Source organism: Arthrobacter sp. FB24, assembly GCF_000196235.1.
GTDB lineage: Bacteria > Actinomycetota > Actinomycetes > Actinomycetales > Micrococcaceae > Arthrobacter.
On sequence record NC_008541.1, the window covers coordinates 2,285,473 to 2,302,101 of the forward strand.

The 16,629-nt window shown below is 66.5% G+C and carries 15 protein-coding genes; 3 read left to right on the forward strand and 12 right to left on the reverse strand.

Annotation, left to right across the window (positions count from 1 at the left end; genetic code table 11):
- Positions 1-16 precede the first annotated feature (16 nt).
- Both ARTH_RS23875 and ARTH_RS10255 read left to right on the forward strand, forming a co-directional pair.
- Entirely contained in the window at positions 17-169 is a 153-nt protein-coding gene (locus ARTH_RS23875; protein ID WP_198011555.1) for a hypothetical protein, read from the forward strand.
- A 112-nt stretch (positions 170-281) separates the two neighbouring features.
- A complete protein-coding gene (locus ARTH_RS10255) occupies positions 282-2,462 on the forward strand; it encodes an elongation factor G-like protein EF-G2 (RefSeq protein ID WP_011691874.1) in 2,181 nt (726 codons plus the stop codon).
- An 18-nt stretch (positions 2,463-2,480) separates the two neighbouring features.
- On the opposite strand, the gene ARTH_RS10260 is transcribed toward ARTH_RS10255, so the two are convergent.
- Positions 2,481-3,158, reverse strand: a complete 678-nt coding sequence (locus ARTH_RS10260) for an alpha/beta hydrolase family protein (protein WP_011691875.1) — start codon at positions 3,156-3,158, stop codon at positions 2,481-2,483.
- 28 nt (positions 3,159-3,186) lie between these two features.
- Entirely contained in the window at positions 3,187-5,103 is a 1,917-nt protein-coding gene (locus ARTH_RS10265) for an alpha-amylase family glycosyl hydrolase (protein ID WP_011691876.1), read from the reverse strand.
- A 156-nt stretch (positions 5,104-5,259) separates the two neighbouring features.
- Between ARTH_RS10265 and ligD the strand changes: the two genes are divergently transcribed.
- Entirely contained in the window at positions 5,260-6,282 is a 1,023-nt protein-coding gene (gene ligD, locus ARTH_RS10270) for a non-homologous end-joining DNA ligase (RefSeq protein WP_011691877.1), read from the forward strand.
- A 36-nt stretch (positions 6,283-6,318) separates the two neighbouring features.
- On the opposite strand, the gene ARTH_RS10275 is transcribed toward ligD, so the two are convergent.
- The 10 genes from ARTH_RS10275 to ARTH_RS10320 form a co-directional block, all read right to left on the reverse strand.
- Positions 6,319-6,939: an L-threonylcarbamoyladenylate synthase gene (locus ARTH_RS10275; RefSeq protein ID WP_011691878.1), complete on the reverse strand. Its 621-nt coding sequence runs from the start codon at positions 6,937-6,939 to the stop codon at positions 6,319-6,321.
- Positions 6,940-7,076: 137 nt separating this feature from the next.
- Positions 7,077-8,249 carry an XdhC family protein gene (locus ARTH_RS10280; protein ID WP_011691879.1) on the reverse strand — a complete coding sequence of 391 codons (1,173 nt, stop codon included), beginning with the start codon at positions 8,247-8,249 and terminating at the stop codon, positions 7,077-7,079.
- A gap of 24 nt (positions 8,250-8,273) precedes the next feature.
- Positions 8,274-8,999 carry an SRPBCC family protein gene (locus tag ARTH_RS10285; protein ID WP_011691880.1) on the reverse strand — a complete coding sequence of 242 codons (726 nt, stop codon included), beginning with the start codon at positions 8,997-8,999 and terminating at the stop codon, positions 8,274-8,276.
- A complete protein-coding gene (locus ARTH_RS10290) occupies positions 8,999-10,246 on the reverse strand; it encodes a vWA domain-containing protein (protein ID WP_011691881.1) in 1,248 nt (415 codons plus the stop codon). Before ARTH_RS10290 ends, ARTH_RS10285 begins: the two co-directional genes overlap by 1 nt.
- Positions 10,239-11,162 (reverse strand): AAA family ATPase, encoded by a 924-nt coding sequence (locus ARTH_RS10295; protein WP_011691882.1) that lies wholly within the window; start codon positions 11,160-11,162, stop codon positions 10,239-10,241. Before ARTH_RS10295 ends, ARTH_RS10290 begins: the two co-directional genes overlap by 8 nt.
- Positions 11,159-11,827, reverse strand: a complete 669-nt coding sequence (locus ARTH_RS10300; protein WP_011691883.1) for a nucleotidyltransferase family protein — start codon at positions 11,825-11,827, stop codon at positions 11,159-11,161. Before ARTH_RS10300 ends, ARTH_RS10295 begins: the two co-directional genes overlap by 4 nt.
- The gene (locus ARTH_RS10305; protein ID WP_011691884.1) at positions 11,811-12,716 is read right to left on the reverse strand and encodes an XdhC family protein; all 906 of its coding nucleotides are present in this window, start codon (positions 12,714-12,716) and stop codon (positions 11,811-11,813) included. The genes ARTH_RS10300 and ARTH_RS10305 overlap by 17 nt, the downstream gene beginning before the upstream one ends.
- Before the next feature lies 1 nt (position 12,717).
- Positions 12,718-15,111, reverse strand: a complete 2,394-nt coding sequence (locus tag ARTH_RS10310; RefSeq protein WP_011691885.1) for an aerobic carbon-monoxide dehydrogenase large subunit — start codon at positions 15,109-15,111, stop codon at positions 12,718-12,720.
- Positions 15,108-15,659: a (2Fe-2S)-binding protein gene (locus ARTH_RS10315; protein ID WP_011691886.1), complete on the reverse strand. Its 552-nt coding sequence runs from the start codon at positions 15,657-15,659 to the stop codon at positions 15,108-15,110. The genes ARTH_RS10310 and ARTH_RS10315 overlap by 4 nt, the downstream gene beginning before the upstream one ends.
- A gap of 5 nt (positions 15,660-15,664) precedes the next feature.
- Positions 15,665-16,543 (reverse strand): FAD binding domain-containing protein, encoded by an 879-nt coding sequence (locus ARTH_RS10320; RefSeq protein ID WP_011691887.1) that lies wholly within the window; start codon positions 16,541-16,543, stop codon positions 15,665-15,667.
- Positions 16,544-16,629: the final 86 nt, after the last annotated feature.

The window sequence follows — 16,629 nt, forward strand, 5'->3', positions numbered from 1 at the left end:
AACGGAAGGACACACCATGATGACTCTTTTGAGCACTTTGACACTCTCCCTTCACTCCGGCTGGAAGGACAAGGATCCGCATGCCGGCGGGGCTGGCTCCATGGGCGCTTTCCCCAGCGGGCAACTCACATCCACCCCCTGGGAAGGGTGGTGGCACGACGAAAGCTGACCCCGCGGGCAGGGGCTGCACCTCACCCTCTTGAAGTTCGGCGGCCTCAGGGTGTCGAATCGTCTTACACAGGCCGCATGGCGGCTCACGACTAAGACGCCTGGAGTTGCTCATGTCGGTAAAAAGCCCAAACGGCCGGGCCAAGAGCCCGGCCCGCAGCACCTCTGATTCCCGGCGGGCGGACGCCTCCGCCGGCGCTCCCGCCGATTCGCCGGAGAAAGTCCGCAACGTGGTTCTCGTCGGCCACTCCGGTGCCGGTAAGACAATGCTGGTGGAAGCACTGCTTGCCGCAACCGGCGTGATCTCACGGATGGGATCGATCACCGACGGGACGACAGTCAGCGACGCCGAACCCTCCGAAGTTCACCAACAACGCTCCGTAGTGCTCTCCATAGCCCCCCTCGTGGTGGACGGCATCAAGGTTAATCTCCTGGATACTCCGGGCTACGGTGACTTCACCGGCGAACTCCGCGCAGGACTGCGGGGAGCCGACGCGGCCCTTTTCGTGGTGTCTGCCATCGAGGGCATCGACGCCGCCACCACCGCACTCTGGGGCGAATGCGACCAGGTGGGGATGCCCAGGGCCGTTGTGATCAGCCGGCTGGATCATCCGCGCGCGAACTTCGAGGCGACGGTGGCCGAGTGCCAGCGCTCGTTCGGCGACTCGGTGGTGCCGGCCTACCTCCCTGTGCGCACCGGAGACACCACCACCGGGCTGCTGGGACTGCTCTCGCAAACGGTGTCGGACTACTCCGCCGGCTCGCCGACACCCCAAGTGCGGAAAGCCGGCGCGGAAGAGATCGCGGCGTCCGAAAGCGCCCGTGGCACGCTCATTGAGGGCATCATCTCGGAGAGCGAAGATGAAACCCTCATGGACCGCTACCTTGACGGCGAGGAAATCGACGTCAATGCCCTCGTCAGCGACCTGGAGACCGCCGTCGCCCGTGGAACATTCTTCCCGGTGCTGGCAACGTCCGCCGAAACGGGCCTGGGCGTGGCGGAACTCCTGGAAATGCTGACCCGCGCCTTTCCGTCTCCGCTGGAACGCACCCTGCCGCAGGTAACCGGTCTTGGCGGCGAGCCGGCCCCGCCACTGGCGTGCGATCCCGCGGGCCCCCTCGCAGGCGAGGTAGTACGGACCACCATCGACCCGTTCCTCGGCCGCGTCTGCCTGGTGCGGGTCTTCTCCGGCACGCTTCGCGAGGACTCCGCAGTGCATGTCAGCGGCCGGGGGCTGGCCGACCGGGGCCACGAGGACCACGACAGCGACGAACGCCTCACCCACCTCTACTCGCCGGTGGGGTCCACCCTGCGGCCGGTGCCGTACTGCGTGGCGGGGGATATCTGCGCAATCGCCAAGCTGGCCAATGCCGAGACCGGCGACACCGTCTCAGCCAGGGAGGCGCCGCTGCTGGTGGTTTCGTGGGAGATGCCGGAGCCGCTGATGCCCGTGGCAGTGGAGGCCGCAACCCGCAGCGACGAGGACGCCCTGGCCAAGTCCCTGGGGAAGGTGGCCGCCGGTGACCCAACCCTGCGCGTGGAGCGGAACGCCGAAACCCATCAGCTGATCCTCTGGTGCATGGGCGAAGCACACGGCGAGGTGGTGCTGGACAGGCTGCGCGAGCAGGGGGTCAAGCTGCAGACCGTGGACGTGGTCACGCCATTGCGGGAAACGTTCGCGGCGCCGGCATCGGGCCACGGCCGGCACGTCAAGCAGTCCGGAGGCCACGGCCAGTACGCCATCTGTGACATTGATGTTGAGCCCCTCGAACGCGGCGCGGGTTTCGAGTTCGTTGACAAGACCGTGGGCGGGGTCATCCCGGGGCAGTACATCGGCTCGGTCGAGAAAGGTGTCCGGGCGCAAATGCAGAAGGGCGTGGCAGCGGGGTTCCCGGTGGTGGACATCCGGGTGACGCTCACCGGCGGCAAAGCGCACAGCGTCGATTCCTCCGACGCGGCCTTCCAGGCGGCGGGGGCGCTGGCGCTGCGGGAAGCCGCGGCAGCGGGCCGGATCCAGCTTCTCGAACCCGTCCTGGCGGTAACCATCAGCGTCGCGGAAGACTATGTAGGGGCGGTGATGAGCGATCTCTCCTCCCGGCGCGGGCGGCTGACCGGAACGGCCTCGGCCGACGGCAGCGGCACCGAAATCAGTGCAGAGATACCGGAACAGGAGTTGCTGCGCTATGCGGTGGACTTGCGGGCATTGACGGCGGGCACGGGCCGTTTCCGGCGGACCTACCTTCGCCACGAGCCCCTGCCCCCGAACATGGCCCACACGGCTCCGAGGCAGTGAGCTCCCGGCTACCTGAACCTAGCCATGTGAGCGCAGATACACAGCAACCGGGGCCGCAATGGCGGCGCCGATCTCCTCCGCACTCCGCTTTTTGCCAGCGACCGCAAACGAGTGGTCACCGCCTTCGTACCAGTGCAGGGTAGCGGTTGGCCCTATACGGGCGACCACACCCTCCAGCAGCTCAGGCGTGGCAAACGTGTCCCGCGTTCCCTGCATGAACAGCATTGGAAGGGTGAGCCCGTAGAGGTGCTCGTCGCGCAGTTTCTCCGGCTTGCCCGGCGGATGCAGCGGATAGCCGAGGTACACCAGCCCGGCCGCCGGCATTCCCTCGGCCACGGCCATGGAGGCCATCCGGCCGCCGAACGACTTGCCGGCCGCCCACACCGGGCCCGTGTCCGAGTGCGCCGCGGCCCTGGCTCCGGCCTCCGCCATGGCGGCACGCCAGGTGGCGATGGCAAGCGGCGGCCGGTCAGGGAATTTCCGTCCGGCCTCGCGGTAGGGGAAGTTGAACCGCAAGGTGGCGACGCCGTCGTCGTTCAGCGCGTTGGTGAAGCCCGCCATGAAGGGATGCTCCATGCCGGCTCCGGCACCGTGTGCCAGCACGAGTGTTGCGAACGGCTTCTCCGGCCGGGCATAGATGCCGGAAACCTGGACATCGCCGACGGTGATGGTTAAGCGGGATTCGGGTACGGGCATGAATCCATGATGCCCGATCAGCCGGGGCTCAGCCGCCGGCCGGGGTGACCCGCAGCCAGCGGAACTCCTGTGGCCGGAGACTGACCCCTCCTTCTATCCGCACCGGGTTGCCGGTCAGCAGGTCCACTGCCCCGGGCGCGAATCCGGAAAGGGTCTGCGCGGTGATGGTCTGGTTTCCGTCGCTGAAGTTGGCGAGGACCAGGATCAGGGTTCCTTCGCCCGGCCGCTGGTAGCCCAGGACGCCGCGGTTATTGGTGTCGAAGTGGACCAGCCGGGTTCCGGCGAATTCCGGGGTTGCTGACCGCGCCGAGATCATGGCGCGAATGCCCTCAAACACCGCACCTTCGGGTGCGGCCGGGTCCTGGCGCTTTGCGTACCTCTCGGCAGGGTAGTGCGGGCGGTGAACCCAGCGGCTGTCCGCGCCGTGGCCTTCCTCGAGGGCGTAGCCGTAGTCATTGAGCTGTCCCACCTCATCGCCAAGGTAGAGAAGGGGGATGCCGCCGGTGCTGAAGGTTACCGAATGGGCGAGCAGGATCCGGTCCACCGCCTGGCCGGTGCCGCCCTCCAGACCGCAGAGCGACGCCGTCGTGCCGGAGATGCGGCAATCACCCGTACGCGGGTTGTCCTGGAAGGGAACGCCGCGCGCGAAGCTGCCAGGGAAGCGATTGACGTAGAAGGCGTTGAGGAAGCGTCGGTGGTCGAAGCCGTTGATGCCCAGTTCCGCGGCGTCCTCGTCCGCGAAGGTCCAGCCGATATCGTCGTGGCTGCGTACGTAGTTCACCCACGAAGTGCCTTCCGGAATGTTGTGCCTGCGTTCGAGGGCCTGCGACAGGAGCGACACATCGCGGGTGGCCATCGACTCCCAGATCAGCGCCATCTGCAGCGGGTTGTAGGAAAGCTGGCACTCTGCCGGATCGATGTACAGCGCCACTTCGTCGGGGTGGACGATCGCCTCGGACTTGAACAGCAGCGACGGCGCGGCCAGGCGGCAGACGGCGTTGAAGGCCTGCAGCAGGGTGTGGGCTTCGGGGAGGTTCTCGCACGGGGTTCCGAGCTGCTTCCAGATGAAGGCGACTGCATCCATCCGCAGGATGTCCACACCCTGGTTGGCCAGGAAGAGCATCTCCCCGGCCATGGCCCGGAAGACGTCCGGATTGGAGTAGTTCAGGTCCCACTGGTACGTGTGGAACGTGGCCCAGACCCAGCGGCCGTCCTCCATCTGGATGAAGGACCCCGGGTGGTTCTCCGGGAAGATCTCGCGCACATTCTGCTCGAAAGCGTCCGGCATGGCCCGGTCCGGGTAGATCCAGTAGTAATCGCTGTACCCGGGATCGCCCGCCGCGGCCCGCTTTGCCCACGCGTGCTCATCCGAGGTGTGGTTGAAAATGAAGTCAACCACCAGGCTGATGCCGTTGGACCGCAGCTCAGCGGCCAGTTCACGCAGCTGTTCCATGGTCCCCAGTTTCGGGTTGACCTGGCGGTAACTGGAGACGGCGTACCCGCCGTCGGAATGCGGTTCAGGTGCCAGGAACAGCGGCATCAGATGCAGGTAGGTGAGGCCGAGCTCTTTGAAATACGGAATCCGGGCGCGGACTCCCTCGAGGTCCTCCGCATAGCGGTCGACGTAGCAGACGCCGCCTAGCATGGTGTTGGCGAGGAACCACCCGGCATGGTGTTCCCGTTCTGCGTCCAGGGCTTTGAGGTCCGCCGGGCGTTCGTTCCAGGAACGGGCCGTCTGGAGGACCAGCGCCGTCAACTGCTCATCGAAGTCCGGGCGCCTGCCATACAGGGTGTGGAAGAGCCGGTACAGGTCAGGAAAATGACGGTCGAGGCGCCGCCGGAAGTCCACACTGTCCTGTCCGCGGGACATGAGGTCCTCCTGCGCAGCCAGCGCGCTCAGTGCACGTTGCCTCGCTGCCTGGTCCACACCAGCGGCTTCAATCATGGAACGGGTCTCCTTCGACGGTTGGCCGCCACGTGGGGAATAGGCCAGTTCACATCCTTACAGACCGGAAGTCGCATGCCCAGTGAGCTGGCCGAAGTTTCTTCCATTCGGTAGCCAACTGCTGACGGAGCGGACCGGGCGGGGTAGGTTGTCACCATGGCGAGCGAATCCACCACCCTCACCGTCGGGGGCCCGAACGGCCCCCGCGACATGCGGATCTCAAGTCCCGGCCGTGTCCTATGGCCGGATCTCGGGCTGACCAAGCTGGACCTTGCGCGCTACCTCGCGGAGGTGGGTGACGCCTTTATCGCGGCGAACGGCGGACGTCCCGTTGCCCTGCAGCGGTTTTCGGACAACGTCGACGGCGAGCAGTTCTTCTCCAAAAATCCACCCAAGGGCACGCCGGACTTCATCCGGTCGGTGAAGGTGGTCTTTCCGAGTGCGCGTTCTCACCCGATGCTGGTCCTGGACGAACCGGCCGCCGCCGTCTGGGCTGCCCAGATGAACACCGTGGTGTTCCACCCCTGGCCGTCGCGTGCCGAAAACACGGACAACCCGGACCAGTTGCGGATCGACCTGGACCCCCAGCCGGGAACCGACTTCGACGACGCCATCCCTGCAGCCCTGGAGCTGAAGGAGGTGCTCGCGGAAGCCGGACTCGCCACCTTTATCAAGACCTCGGGGAACCGCGGCCTCCACGTCTATGCGCCGGTGGAGCCGGCTTTTGAGTTCCTGGATGTCCGCCACGCAGTCATCGCCGCCGCCCGTGAACTGGAGCGGCGGATGCCGGACAAGGTCACCACGGCCTGGTGGAAGGAAGAACGCGGCGAACGGGTGTTCGTGGACTTCAACCAGGCAAACCGCGACCGCACCATCGCCGGCGCCTACAGCCCCCGTGCACTGGGCCACGCCCCGGTGTCCTGCCCGATCACCTGGGACGAACTGGGCAGTGCGGACCCGAAGGATTTCACCATTCTCACCGTCCCCGAACGGCTCCGGACTGTCGGGGACCCGTGGGCGGACATGAACGCCAACCCGGGAAAAATTGACGTGCTGCTCGAGTGGTGGGAGCGCGACGTCGGCTCCGGACTGGGGGAGCTTCCGTTCCCGCCGGACTACCCCAAGATGCCAGGTGAACCTCCGCGGGTTCAGCCCAGCAGGGCCCGCAAGAAGGACTAAACCCGGCCGTGCCGGACGTTCGCAGGCGGAAGGCGGCTACTCGAACCGGGACGGATCGCCCATGCCGTGGCGCACTACTTCCGCCGAACCGCTCGAGAAGTCGATGACCGTGGTCGGTTCCGCACCGCAGTCCCCGGAATCAACCACTGCATCCACCACGTGGTCCAGCCGTTCCTTGATTTCCCAGCCCTGGGTCAGCGGCTCCTCCTCGTCGGGCAGCAGCAGCGTGCTGGAGAGCAGGGGCTCGCCCAGCTCGGCCAGCAGCGCCTGGACCACGGCGTTGTCCGGGATGCGGACGCCCACGGTCTTCTTCTTCGGGTGCAGCAGGCGCTTGGGCACTTCCTTCGTGGCGGGAAGGATGAAGGTGTAGCTGCCCGGGGTGACTGCCTTGATGCTGCGGAACACATCGTTGTCGATCTGGACGAACTGGCCCAGCTGGGCAAAATCCTTGCAGACCAGGGTGAAGTGGTGTTTGTTGTCCAGCTGCCGAATGGCACGGATACGGTCCAGGGCCTCGCGGTTACCGAGCTGCGCACCGAGGGCATAGCAGGAGTCGGTGGGATATGCGATCAGTCCGCCGGACCGCAAGAGCTCCACTATCTGGCCAATTGCACGGGGCTGGGGATCGTCGGGGTGCACGTCAAAGTATCTCGCCATTCCCTGAGCTTATGGCCCTGCGTTAATTTCTGCACGGAGAACAGCCACCTCCGCGTGGCAGGGTGGGGTGCCCAATGGCGATCATGCCGCGAAGGACTTCGTCGTCAATCAACGCCAGTCGCCTCGGAGCGGATGAGTTATGGATCCGTCTGTGGCGCGGGGACTGCCGTGTCAGTGGCCCGCCCGGGCGTTTCGTCGTGATGGATCCGCTCCGCTCGGGACCCCAGCGGCTCACCGCTGCCACCCCATTGCAGGGCGATGATCTCGGCCCCGATCGATACCGCTGTTTCTTCGGGAGTGCGCGCCCCCAGGTCCAGGCCAACGGGACTGTGCAGTTTCAGCAGTTGCTCGTCGCTCAGGCCTGCAGCGCGAAGCCTTTCCATCCGATCGTTGTGCGTGCGCCGGGAGCCCATCGCACCGATGTATGCGACGGGACGGCCTCGAAGGGCCGCCTCCAGCACCGGGACATCGAACTTGGGGTCGTGGGTCAGGACACAAATCACGGTCCGCTCGTCGAGAAGCCCCCGGGCGAGCTGCTCGGAGAGGTAATGGTGCGGCCAAGCACGGACCACCTCCGCGGCGTCGGGGAACCGCGCTTGGGTGGCAAATACGGCGCGGGCGTCACAAACGGTGACCTGATAGCCCAGGAAGGTACCCAACCGTGCCAGTGCCGCGGCAAAGTCGATGGCTCCGAAGACCAGCATCCGCGGCCGCGGCGCGTAACTGGCGAAGAACACGGACATGCCGGTGTCGAGGCGCTCGCCGTCAGGGCCGTAAGTCAGGACGGAATTCCGGCCGGCTGCCAGCAGGCCCTGGGTGTCGTCGCCGACGGCGTGATCGGCCCTGACCGAACCCAGCCCGCCTTCGAATCCGCTGGGCCGGACGACGAGGTGGCGGCCCAGCCAGCCGGGATCGGGGTGCTCGATCACGGTGGCAACTCCTACCGGGCGGGATGTCTCGATGTCCTCACGGACCCGGTCCAGCTCCGCGAAGGTTTGCTGCGAAATTGGCTCTACAAACACCTCAATAGTGCCGCCGCAGGTCAACCCGACCGAGAAGGCGTCGTCGTCGCTGACGCCGTAGCTCACCAGGACCGGGCGGTGGTCGGCCTTCACCTGTGTGGCAAGCTCGTAGACGGCACCCTCGACGCAGCCTCCCGAGACCGAGCCGAAGACTTCGCCGGTGGCCGTGACCAGCATGGCAGCGCCCGGGGGCCTCGGTGCGGAACGGAAAGTCCGCACGACGGTAGCCAAACCGGCGGTGCCACCCTGCAGCCAGCCCGGCGTCATGGCGGCGAGAACGTCACGCATTTTGCTCTGTCCTCCACCGCCGGCTCAGGGCCGGCCCGAGCGCAGCCCCGCACGGCGGCCCAGTCGATAAGCACAAAACGCTACGGCGGCAAGCAGCCCGATGAGTTTCCCGGGGTTGCTGAGCTGATCGTTGAGCATTCTCTTAGCCAGCAAAAGTGCATTCAGGCTGTTGTCGGGCTGCGAAGGTGGCGACGGGGCAGACGGCGACAACGGTGCGGATAGTGCGGCAACAGGTGCCCCAAGTGACCCGGAAAGAGGTGCCGGCGGTGCTTCCTGCCCGGCCTCGCCCGGTGCCTCCCCGGCAGGTTCCGCCAGCAGCGTCTGCAGGTTGGCGGCGAACAGCGCCATCATCTGCTCGGTGACGCCGCCGATGACGCTTTTCCCCATTGCGGCGGCCTTTCCGGACAGGGCCAGGTCGGCGCTGACCGTACCCTGCGTCGAACCTTGCGCCTCTGCCAGGCGCAGGGTCACAGTGGCTTCGGCCGTACCTTGGCCTCGGGTTTCCTGCGCCCGGCCCTGGAACACCGCGCGGTGTTCGCCGGCGTTCCGTTCGAGGACGGACATCTGCCCTTTGTACTGCATGGAAACCGGTCCCAGCTTCACCTTCATCCCTATCTGATAGGCGTCGTCGGAAAGCTTGTTCAGGACCTGAGCCCCTGGAACGCATCCGGCCACGCGCTGGAAGTCCATGAGCGTGTCCCAGACTTTGTCGATTGGAGCGACTACGGAGAAAGCGCTGTCTATTTGCATTAGCTGTTGCCCTGCCTCTCTTGTGTTGTCCTGCGCCCGTCCCGGACCGCGGCTGCCACTTCCGCGAGGGCCGCATAGTTGTGGCCGCTGACAAAGGCGTCGCAGTAGGGGAGCGCCGCCGCCATACCTCCCGCCAGCGGCCGGTAGTTCACGTCCGCCTTCCTCGGATTAACCCAGACAATCCGGTAGGCGAGCCGCTTCAGGCGTTCCATTTGCGTGGCCACGAGGTCCGGATCATCCTGAGCCCAGCCGTCGGAGAGCACAACCACCACCGCACCCCTGGCCAAACCGCGGCGGCCGTGCGCATCAATGAAGCTCCGCAGGCTTTCCGCGATCTGTGTCCCTCCAGCCCAGTCCGGCGCCCTCGCGGCGGCCCGGGCCAGCGCCTGATCAGGGTTCCGGACTGCCAGCTGCCGCGTCAGCCGCGTCAGGCGGGTAGAGAACACGAACGCCTCCGCCCGGGCTCCGGCCACGGCGCCCTGCAGTAATGACAGGAACACCCTCGTGTAGGGCTCCATGGACGCCGATACATCGCACAGCAGGACCAGCTGCCGCGGACGGGGCCGGCGATGGGCGTAGATGAGCCTTGTGGCATCGGAGCCGGTGCGCTGGGCTGCACGGACGGTGCTCCGGATGTCCAGCCGTGCATTGTTATGCGAAGACTTGCGGGTCCTGCGGCTCAGGCGTACCGGCGTGGCGAAGACTATCGCCCGAACGAGCCGGCGTACCTCGACCACCTCCTCGGCGGAGAGCTCAGCGAAGGACGTTTCGTGCAGTCTTTCCTCCGTCGACGCCATGGCCAGGATGGCCTCGCGCTCAGGACCGTTCCCCTCGCCGGAGTGTTCCCTGCCGGGAAGCAGAGCGGGCGGCGAAGCCTTGGGGACGGCCGCCGGCGCACTCGCCAGTCCTGACGGCGGGGCCGGGCGGAGGCGCGCCCCGGAGATGAGTGCCGGGGGTGCCTTGGTGGCGCCCCGGCTGTCGGCAGGGTCAAGCCGGCCGTCAAACACGGCGGCAAAGACGGTGTCGAAAACCGGCACCTGCTCCCGGGAGGCCACCAGGACCACCCGGCAGGTCCAGTAAAGCTGTTCGCGGGCGAAGGGCGGGATCAGGCGGAGCGCTTCAGCCAGCCGAACGGCGCGGTCCGGGGAAGTCGACAGGCCGGCACGGCGCAGCGCCGTGACAAGGCCGGCGGCCAGGGAAGCGGCCTCCACTCCGGGCGGGCTGATGGCGGCGCCGAATTCAGCCATGGCCGTCCCCGACCAGCCAGGCCGCGCCACGCGCTCCCACGAGCTCAAGGTCGTCCCTGTTCTTGACGATCGAGCCCCAGGTCTTCTCCACGGTGGGCGCATCGATGTGCGTGATGCCGAGCACCGACAAAGCGGAGACCCAGTCGATCGCTTCGGCGATCCCGGGAGGCTTGGCCATGTCCAGTGAACGCATCTTCGTGATGGCGGACGCTGCCTCCTGTGCCAGGGGACCGGCGCTTCCGGGGACACGGCGCCGCACGATCTCGGCAATCCGCGCGGGCACGGGGTAGTCGATCCAGTGATAGAGGCAGCGGCGCGTGAGCGCGTCATGCAGGTCCCTCGTCCGGTTGGACGTGAGGACCACAACCGGCGGATGCGTGGCCCGGATGGTGCCCAGTTCCGGGATGGTCACAGCCGCCTCTGCCAGCAGTTCGAAGGTGAACGCCTCGAATTCGGCGTCAGCCCTGTCGATCTCGTCAAGCAGCAGCACGGCCGGGCGCGGTCCGGGATGTTCGATTGCCTGGAGCAGCGGCCGGCGCAGCAGGTACTGCGGCCCGAAGAGGTCCGACTCGTTCAGGGCTGCGTCGCGGACTTCTGCCAGCCGGATCCCGAGCAGCTGGCGCTGGTGGTTCCATTCATAGAGCGCTTCACCTGCGTCAATCCCCTCATAGCACTGCAGCCGGAACAGGGGAGTGTTGAGCACGTGGGCCAGCGCCTTCGCAGCCTCCGTCTTGCCCACCCCCGCTTCTCCTTCCAGCAGGATGGGCTGGGGCAAACGCACGGCCAGGAACAGCGCCGTGGCCAGTCCGACGTCGGCGAGGTAGTCGACGTCGTCAAGTGCAGCCATTAGCGACGGAACGTCAGGAACCAGCTGCTGCACATCTTCTTCCGCGCCACTGCGCGCAGCGTTGTTCACGGTGCGCCCCGAAGTGCGTTGAGCACCCGTTCGTAGTCCTCATCGGTGTTGATGTCCAGGGGAATAGCGCCGGAGACGGTTACCTCGGCCACCTCCGACGCCCGCTCCTCCAGCAACTTCCAAACCGCCTTGTCGCCGTGCAGTCCGGCGAGCGCCGGCAGGGCGGACCGGGCAAAGGCAAACGGATGGCCGATTCCGTCGTCGTAGCGGCAGACGGCGATTCCGGACTGCCCGCGTCCCGCCAGCAACCTGTACACGTTCCGGGCCATGACCCCCGGCTGGTCCCCGAGCAACAGGACCACCACGTCAGTGTCGGAATGAAGCGACGGCAGGGCGGCGGCTATCGACGATCCACACCCGGTGCCGAAGTCCGGGTTGACGGCGACATCGCAGCCAGCCGTGTTCACGCCTTTCAGCACCTCTTCGCTCGAGCCGCCCACCGCCAACACCAGCTGGGCGAAGCCGCAGGCCCGGGCGGTGGCCAGTACGGCGTCGAGCAGCACCCCGTCTCCGTAGGGAAGGAGCTGCTTGGGGCGTCCCAGCCGGCGAGATCCGCCCGCAGCCAGGACCAGCCCGGCAATCCGGGGCTTTCCGGTTGGACGGCCAGGTGTCAGCGGGTCAGGGCTGCGTGCATGGCGCGGCTGGGCTTCAGCGGGAGGCGTCATAGCGTTCCGGATCTTTGCGGAATGCCTCGTAGCATCCCCGGGAACAGAAATAAATGGTGGTGCCGCCGTGCTCGAGGTGCAGCGTTGACTCGACGGCGGCAACAGTCATCCCGCACACAGGGTCAATGGCCGTCGCCGGTGCGCTTTGTCCAGCCGCCGGGTGCCGTCCCTTGGCCCGTTCGGCAATGAGCTGCGCGAGGATGGACACGGCGATCTCGCCCGGGGTGCGGGCTCCCAGGTCCAGCCCTGCCGGGCTGAACACACGGGAGCGCAAAGATTCGTCCACGTCCAGGGATGCCAGGACGGCGGCGCCCCGCACCTCGCTGGCAACCAGCGCGACGTAGGGCACCCCGGCACGCAGGGCGCCTTCCAGCGCACCTTCTTCCTCCCTGCCGTGGGAAGCGACGATCAGGGCGGCGTCGTCGGGCCGGGGGTCGGCCGCCTGCCCGTCGGTCAGTTCCATCTGCAGGCCGACTCCGGCTCCGAGTGAAGCCAGGGCCTGGGCCACCGGGGTTGTGCCGACCACTAGGACCCGCGGCGCCGGGATGTGCGGCTCGAGGAAGATTTCCACCGCTCCTCCGCTGAGGCAGGGGTTTGACACCTCGACGGCGCCTTCCTCGCTCCGGTGCGACGGCTCGCCGGGCACAACGCGGAGCAACAATGGCTCCTGGGCTGCGAGTGCCTTCAGGCTATATTCCCGCACGGAGGCTTCGACGCAGTTTCCGCCCACGAAGCCATTCATTTCCCCGGTGGACAGGATCAGGGCGTTGTCACCGGCGTGTGCGCTCGTGGGCCGCTGCGCCCGCACAACCGTGGCACGGACGAAGGGCTCCCGGCGGCTGATGAGTTCCGTTGCCCTTGCCGCAAGGGTTTCTCCCGTGGCCTGCATGTCAGATCGGTGGCCTTGGCCGGCCCTGCATGGCCTCCCATACCCGGGCGGGCGTGCACGGCATGTCCATGTGGACGACCCCGTAAGGTGCCAGGGCGTCGACGATCGCGTTCACGATGGCCGGGGGCGAGCCGACTGTGGCGGACTCTCCGATGCCCTTGGCGCCGATGGGGTGGTGCGGTGACGGCGTCACTGTAAATCCGGTCTCCCAGTCCGGTACCTCCATCGCCGTGGGGATCAGGTAGTCCATAAAGGAGCCGCCCAGGCAGTTGCCCGCCTCATCGAACTCAATGATTTCCATGAGGGCCATGCCGACGCCGTCGGTCAGGCCGCCGTGCACCTGGCCTTCGATAATCATCGGGTTGATCCGGGTCCCGCAGTCATCCACCGCGATGAAACGCCGCACCTTGACGTGGCCTGTACCCGGATCGATGTCCACTACGCAGATGTAGGCACCGAAGGGGAACGTCAGGTTCGGCGGGTCGTAGGTGACCTCTGCGTCGAGGTTGCCGTCGATTCCCTCGGGGAGCGTCATTGTGCCGTGGGCGGCCATGGCGATTTCCTCGATGGTCTTCCCGGCGCCGGGATCGCCCTTGACGAACCAGCGGCCCTTCTCCCACTCGAGGTCTTCGGGCCGGGTTTCGAGCATGGCTGCGGCGATAAGCTTCGCCTTTTCGCGGACCTTCCGCGCAACGAGTGCCACCGCCCCGCCGCTGACCGGTGTCGACCGGCTCCCGTACGTGCCCAGGCCGAAGGGCGTCTGGTCCGTGTCGCCGTGGACGACGTCGATGTTCTCCGGCGGAATGCCGAGCTCTTCCGCGACGATCTGCGCGAACGTGGTCTCGTGGCCCTGCCCCTGGCTCTGGACGGAAAGCCGCACGACGGCCTTGCCGGTGGGGTGGACGCGCAACTCGGCGCCGTCGGCCATGCCCAGACCCACGATGTCGAAGTGCTTGCGGGGGCCGGCTCCCACGACCTCAGTGAAGAAGGCGACGCCGATGCCCATGAGTTCGCCACGTTCGCGTTTTTCTACCTGCTCGCGCCGGAGCGCCTCGTAGCCGGCCATCTTCATCGACAGGCGCATGGCCTCTTCATAGTTGCCTGAGTCATAGACCCAGCCGGTTTTGTTCGCGTAGGGGAACTGTTCGGGCTTGATGAAGTTCTTCAGCCGGAGTTCCGCCGGGTCCATGTCCAGCTTTCGGGCCAGGATGTCCACCATCCGCTCCACCAGGTAGACGGCTTCCGTCACCCGGAACGAGCACGCGTAGGCAACGCCGCCCGGAGCCTTGTTGGTGTAGACGCCTCTGACCTTGCAGAACGCGGCCTTCAGGTCGTAGCTGCCAGTGAAGATCGAGAAGAAGCCGGCGGGGTTCTTGGTGGGCTGCGCGGTGGCGTTGAACGCGCCGTGATCGGCCAGCACGCTGGTCCTGAGAGCGAGGATCTTGCCGTCTTTGGTGGCGGCGATCTCGCCCTGCATGATGTAGTCCCGGGCGAACGACGTCGACATCAGGTTTTCCGAGCGGTCCTCCACCCACTTCACCGGCTTGCCGGTGACGATCGATCCGACGACGGCGAGGATGTAGCCGGGATAGATGCCCACCTTGTTACCGAACCCGCCGCCGATATCAGGAGAGACTATACGGATCTTGTGTTCGGGGATGCCGGCCACAATCGCGAACAGGGTGCGGTGCGCGTGCGGGGCCTGGGTCGTCTCATAGAGCGTCAGCTTTCCGGAGACGGCATCGAAGTCCGCGACGGCGCCGCAGGTCTCCATGGGTGCCGGATGGACTCGAGGGTAGACGACCTCCTGTGCCACTACGACGTCGGCGGCGGCGAATACCGCCTCGGTTTCCGCCTCATCGCCCATCTCCCAGTCGAAAATCCGGTTGTCCGTCCGGCCTTCGAGATCATCCCGGATCAGGGGGGCGTCCGGGTCCAGGGCTTTGCGCGCATCGATCACCGGAGGGAGCAGGTCATATTCGACGTCGATCAGTTCCAAGGCGTCGCGGGCGGCGTAGCGGTTCTCCGCGACGACGAAAGCAACCTCCTGCCCCTGGAAGCGCACTTTGTCGGTCACGAGCACGGCCTGCACATCCGCTGAAAGCGTGGGCGCCCAGGCCAGATTGAGCGCCAGCAGGTCCTTGCCGGTGATCACGGCGAGTACTTTCGGGTGGGCCAACGCGTTGGTGGTGTCGATCGAGACCAGCCGCGCATGGGCGACCGGGGCGCGCAGGATGGCGCCGTGCAGCATTCCCGGCAGCACAATGTCGTCGACGTAGTGGCCCATCCCACGGACGAACCGGGGGTCTTCCTTGCGCTGGATGCGCCCGTACCCGATCGGGCGGTCGGCGTCACCGGCCGCCGGATTGCCGGGCCGATGGTGGGTAACAGTCATGCCTTCACCTCTGTGTCTGCGACGTCCGGGACCGCCGTGTCCGTACCCTCGATGACTTCGTCTGGTGCAGCAACGTCAGCGGCCGCCCCTGCCGGGTGGGCGGCAGCCCACTGCACTGAGCGGACGATGGTGGCATATCCGGTGCAGCGGCAGATCTGCCCGGAAATGGCCTTCCGGATCTCGGTGTCGTCCGGATACGGGTTCTTGTCCAGCAAGGCGCGGGCCGTGAGCATCATGCCGGGGGTGCAGAAGCCGCACTGCAGCCCGTGCTCCTCCATGAACCCCTGCTGAACCGGATCGAGAGTGCCTGCCGTGGCGAGTCCTTCAACGGTGCGGATATCGTGGCCGGCCGCCATCGCCGCGAGCACGGTGCAGGACTTCACGGGCTGGCCGTCCATTAGGACCACGCACGTTCCGCAGTTGGTGGTGTCGCACCCCCAGTGCGTGCCCGTGAGGCCAAGGACTTCGCGGATGTAATGAACCAGCAGCACCCGCGGTTCGATGTCGGAGGCTACTTCGTTGCCGTTCACGGTCATGCTGATCTGCATGGAGCTCAACCTTCCTGTGTTCCGGCAGCCCGGGCGCATGCCAGCCGCAGGACTCTGCGGGTGAGCTCGTCGGCCAGATGCCGTTTGTAGTCGATCTGTCCGCGCTGATCCGCGACGGGATCGCACGCGATGGCTGCCTGCCGGCCGGCCTCGACGAAAAGCTCCTCGCGGGGTTGCTGTCCAAGGAGCACGGCTGCGGCTTCCTCGATTGTTCCGTCGAGGCCCAGTGCCGTGAGACCTATGGCCGCGGCATCGACGCTACCGTCGTCCGCCAGCGAGACAGCCGCCCCGGCTGCGGCGACGGCCCAGTCGCCAACCCGGCGTTCCACTTTTTCGTAGGCGCTTCCCGAGCTCGGACGAACGGGGAACCGGACTTCGCACAGCAACTCGTCTGGTGCCACCGCCGTTTCATAGGGGCCGCGGTGGAACTCCTTCATGTCGACGAGGCGTTCGCCGCCGGGACCGCGGACCACCGCCACAGCACGCAGGACGTCGCAGACCGTGGAAAGGTCTTCGGCCGGGTCGGCCTGGCACAGGGAACCGCCAATGGTTCCGCGGTTGCGGACCACAGGATCCGCGATGACCGCTTCGGCGTCCGAAATAATCGGGAAGAGTCGGGCTACTTCGGCTGATTCCAGGAGGGCCGTATGGCGAGTCAGCGCGCCCACCCGCAGGTGATCCCCGTCGAGAAGGATGAAGTCGAGCTCGAACAGGTCGTTGATGTCAATCAGCCATTCGGGACGGGCCAGGCGGAGTTTCATCATGGGCAGCAGACTGTGCCCGCCGGCTATCACCCGGGACTCGGGGCCGTGGCGTGCAAGAAGTTCAAGGGCATCGTTCACCGTGCTGGCCCGCACGTAATCAAAAGGAGCCGGAATCTGCATTGTCCCTACCTCACTCCATGGCGCCGCACACTGTAAGACGCCGATTTGAAGTCAGTCTTGTCCCGGCCCGAGTGGAGTGTCAATAT

Excerpts from the sequence above, each read along its gene's own strand:
- ARTH_RS23875 (WP_198011555.1), top strand. The coding sequence starts at position 17 with ATGATGACTCTTTTGAGCACTTTGACACTCTCCCTTCACTCCGGCTGG.
- ARTH_RS10255 (WP_011691874.1), top strand. The coding sequence starts at position 282 with ATGTCGGTAAAAAGCCCAAACGGCCGGGCCAAGAGCCCGGCCCGCAGC.
- ARTH_RS10260 (WP_011691875.1), bottom strand. The coding sequence starts at position 3,158 with ATGCCCGTACCCGAATCCCGCTTAACCATCACCGTCGGCGATGTCCAG.
- ARTH_RS10265 (WP_011691876.1), bottom strand. The coding sequence starts at position 5,103 with ATGATTGAAGCCGCTGGTGTGGACCAGGCAGCGAGGCAACGTGCACTG.
- ligD (WP_011691877.1), top strand. The coding sequence starts at position 5,260 with ATGGCGAGCGAATCCACCACCCTCACCGTCGGGGGCCCGAACGGCCCC.
- ARTH_RS10275 (WP_011691878.1), bottom strand. The coding sequence starts at position 6,939 with ATGGCGAGATACTTTGACGTGCACCCCGACGATCCCCAGCCCCGTGCA.
- ARTH_RS10280 (WP_011691879.1), bottom strand. The coding sequence starts at position 8,249 with ATGCGTGACGTTCTCGCCGCCATGACGCCGGGCTGGCTGCAGGGTGGC.
- ARTH_RS10285 (WP_011691880.1), bottom strand. The coding sequence starts at position 8,999 with ATGCAAATAGACAGCGCTTTCTCCGTAGTCGCTCCAATCGACAAAGTC.
- ARTH_RS10290 (WP_011691881.1), bottom strand. The coding sequence starts at position 10,246 with ATGGCTGAATTCGGCGCCGCCATCAGCCCGCCCGGAGTGGAGGCCGCT.
- ARTH_RS10300 (WP_011691883.1), bottom strand. The coding sequence starts at position 11,827 with ATGACGCCTCCCGCTGAAGCCCAGCCGCGCCATGCACGCAGCCCTGAC.
- ARTH_RS10305 (WP_011691884.1), bottom strand. The coding sequence starts at position 12,716 with ATGCAGGCCACGGGAGAAACCCTTGCGGCAAGGGCAACGGAACTCATC.
- ARTH_RS10310 (WP_011691885.1), bottom strand. The coding sequence starts at position 15,111 with ATGACTGTTACCCACCATCGGCCCGGCAATCCGGCGGCCGGTGACGCC.
- ARTH_RS10315 (WP_011691886.1), bottom strand. The coding sequence starts at position 15,659 with ATGCAGATCAGCATGACCGTGAACGGCAACGAAGTAGCCTCCGACATC.
- ARTH_RS10320 (WP_011691887.1), bottom strand. The coding sequence starts at position 16,543 with ATGCAGATTCCGGCTCCTTTTGATTACGTGCGGGCCAGCACGGTGAAC.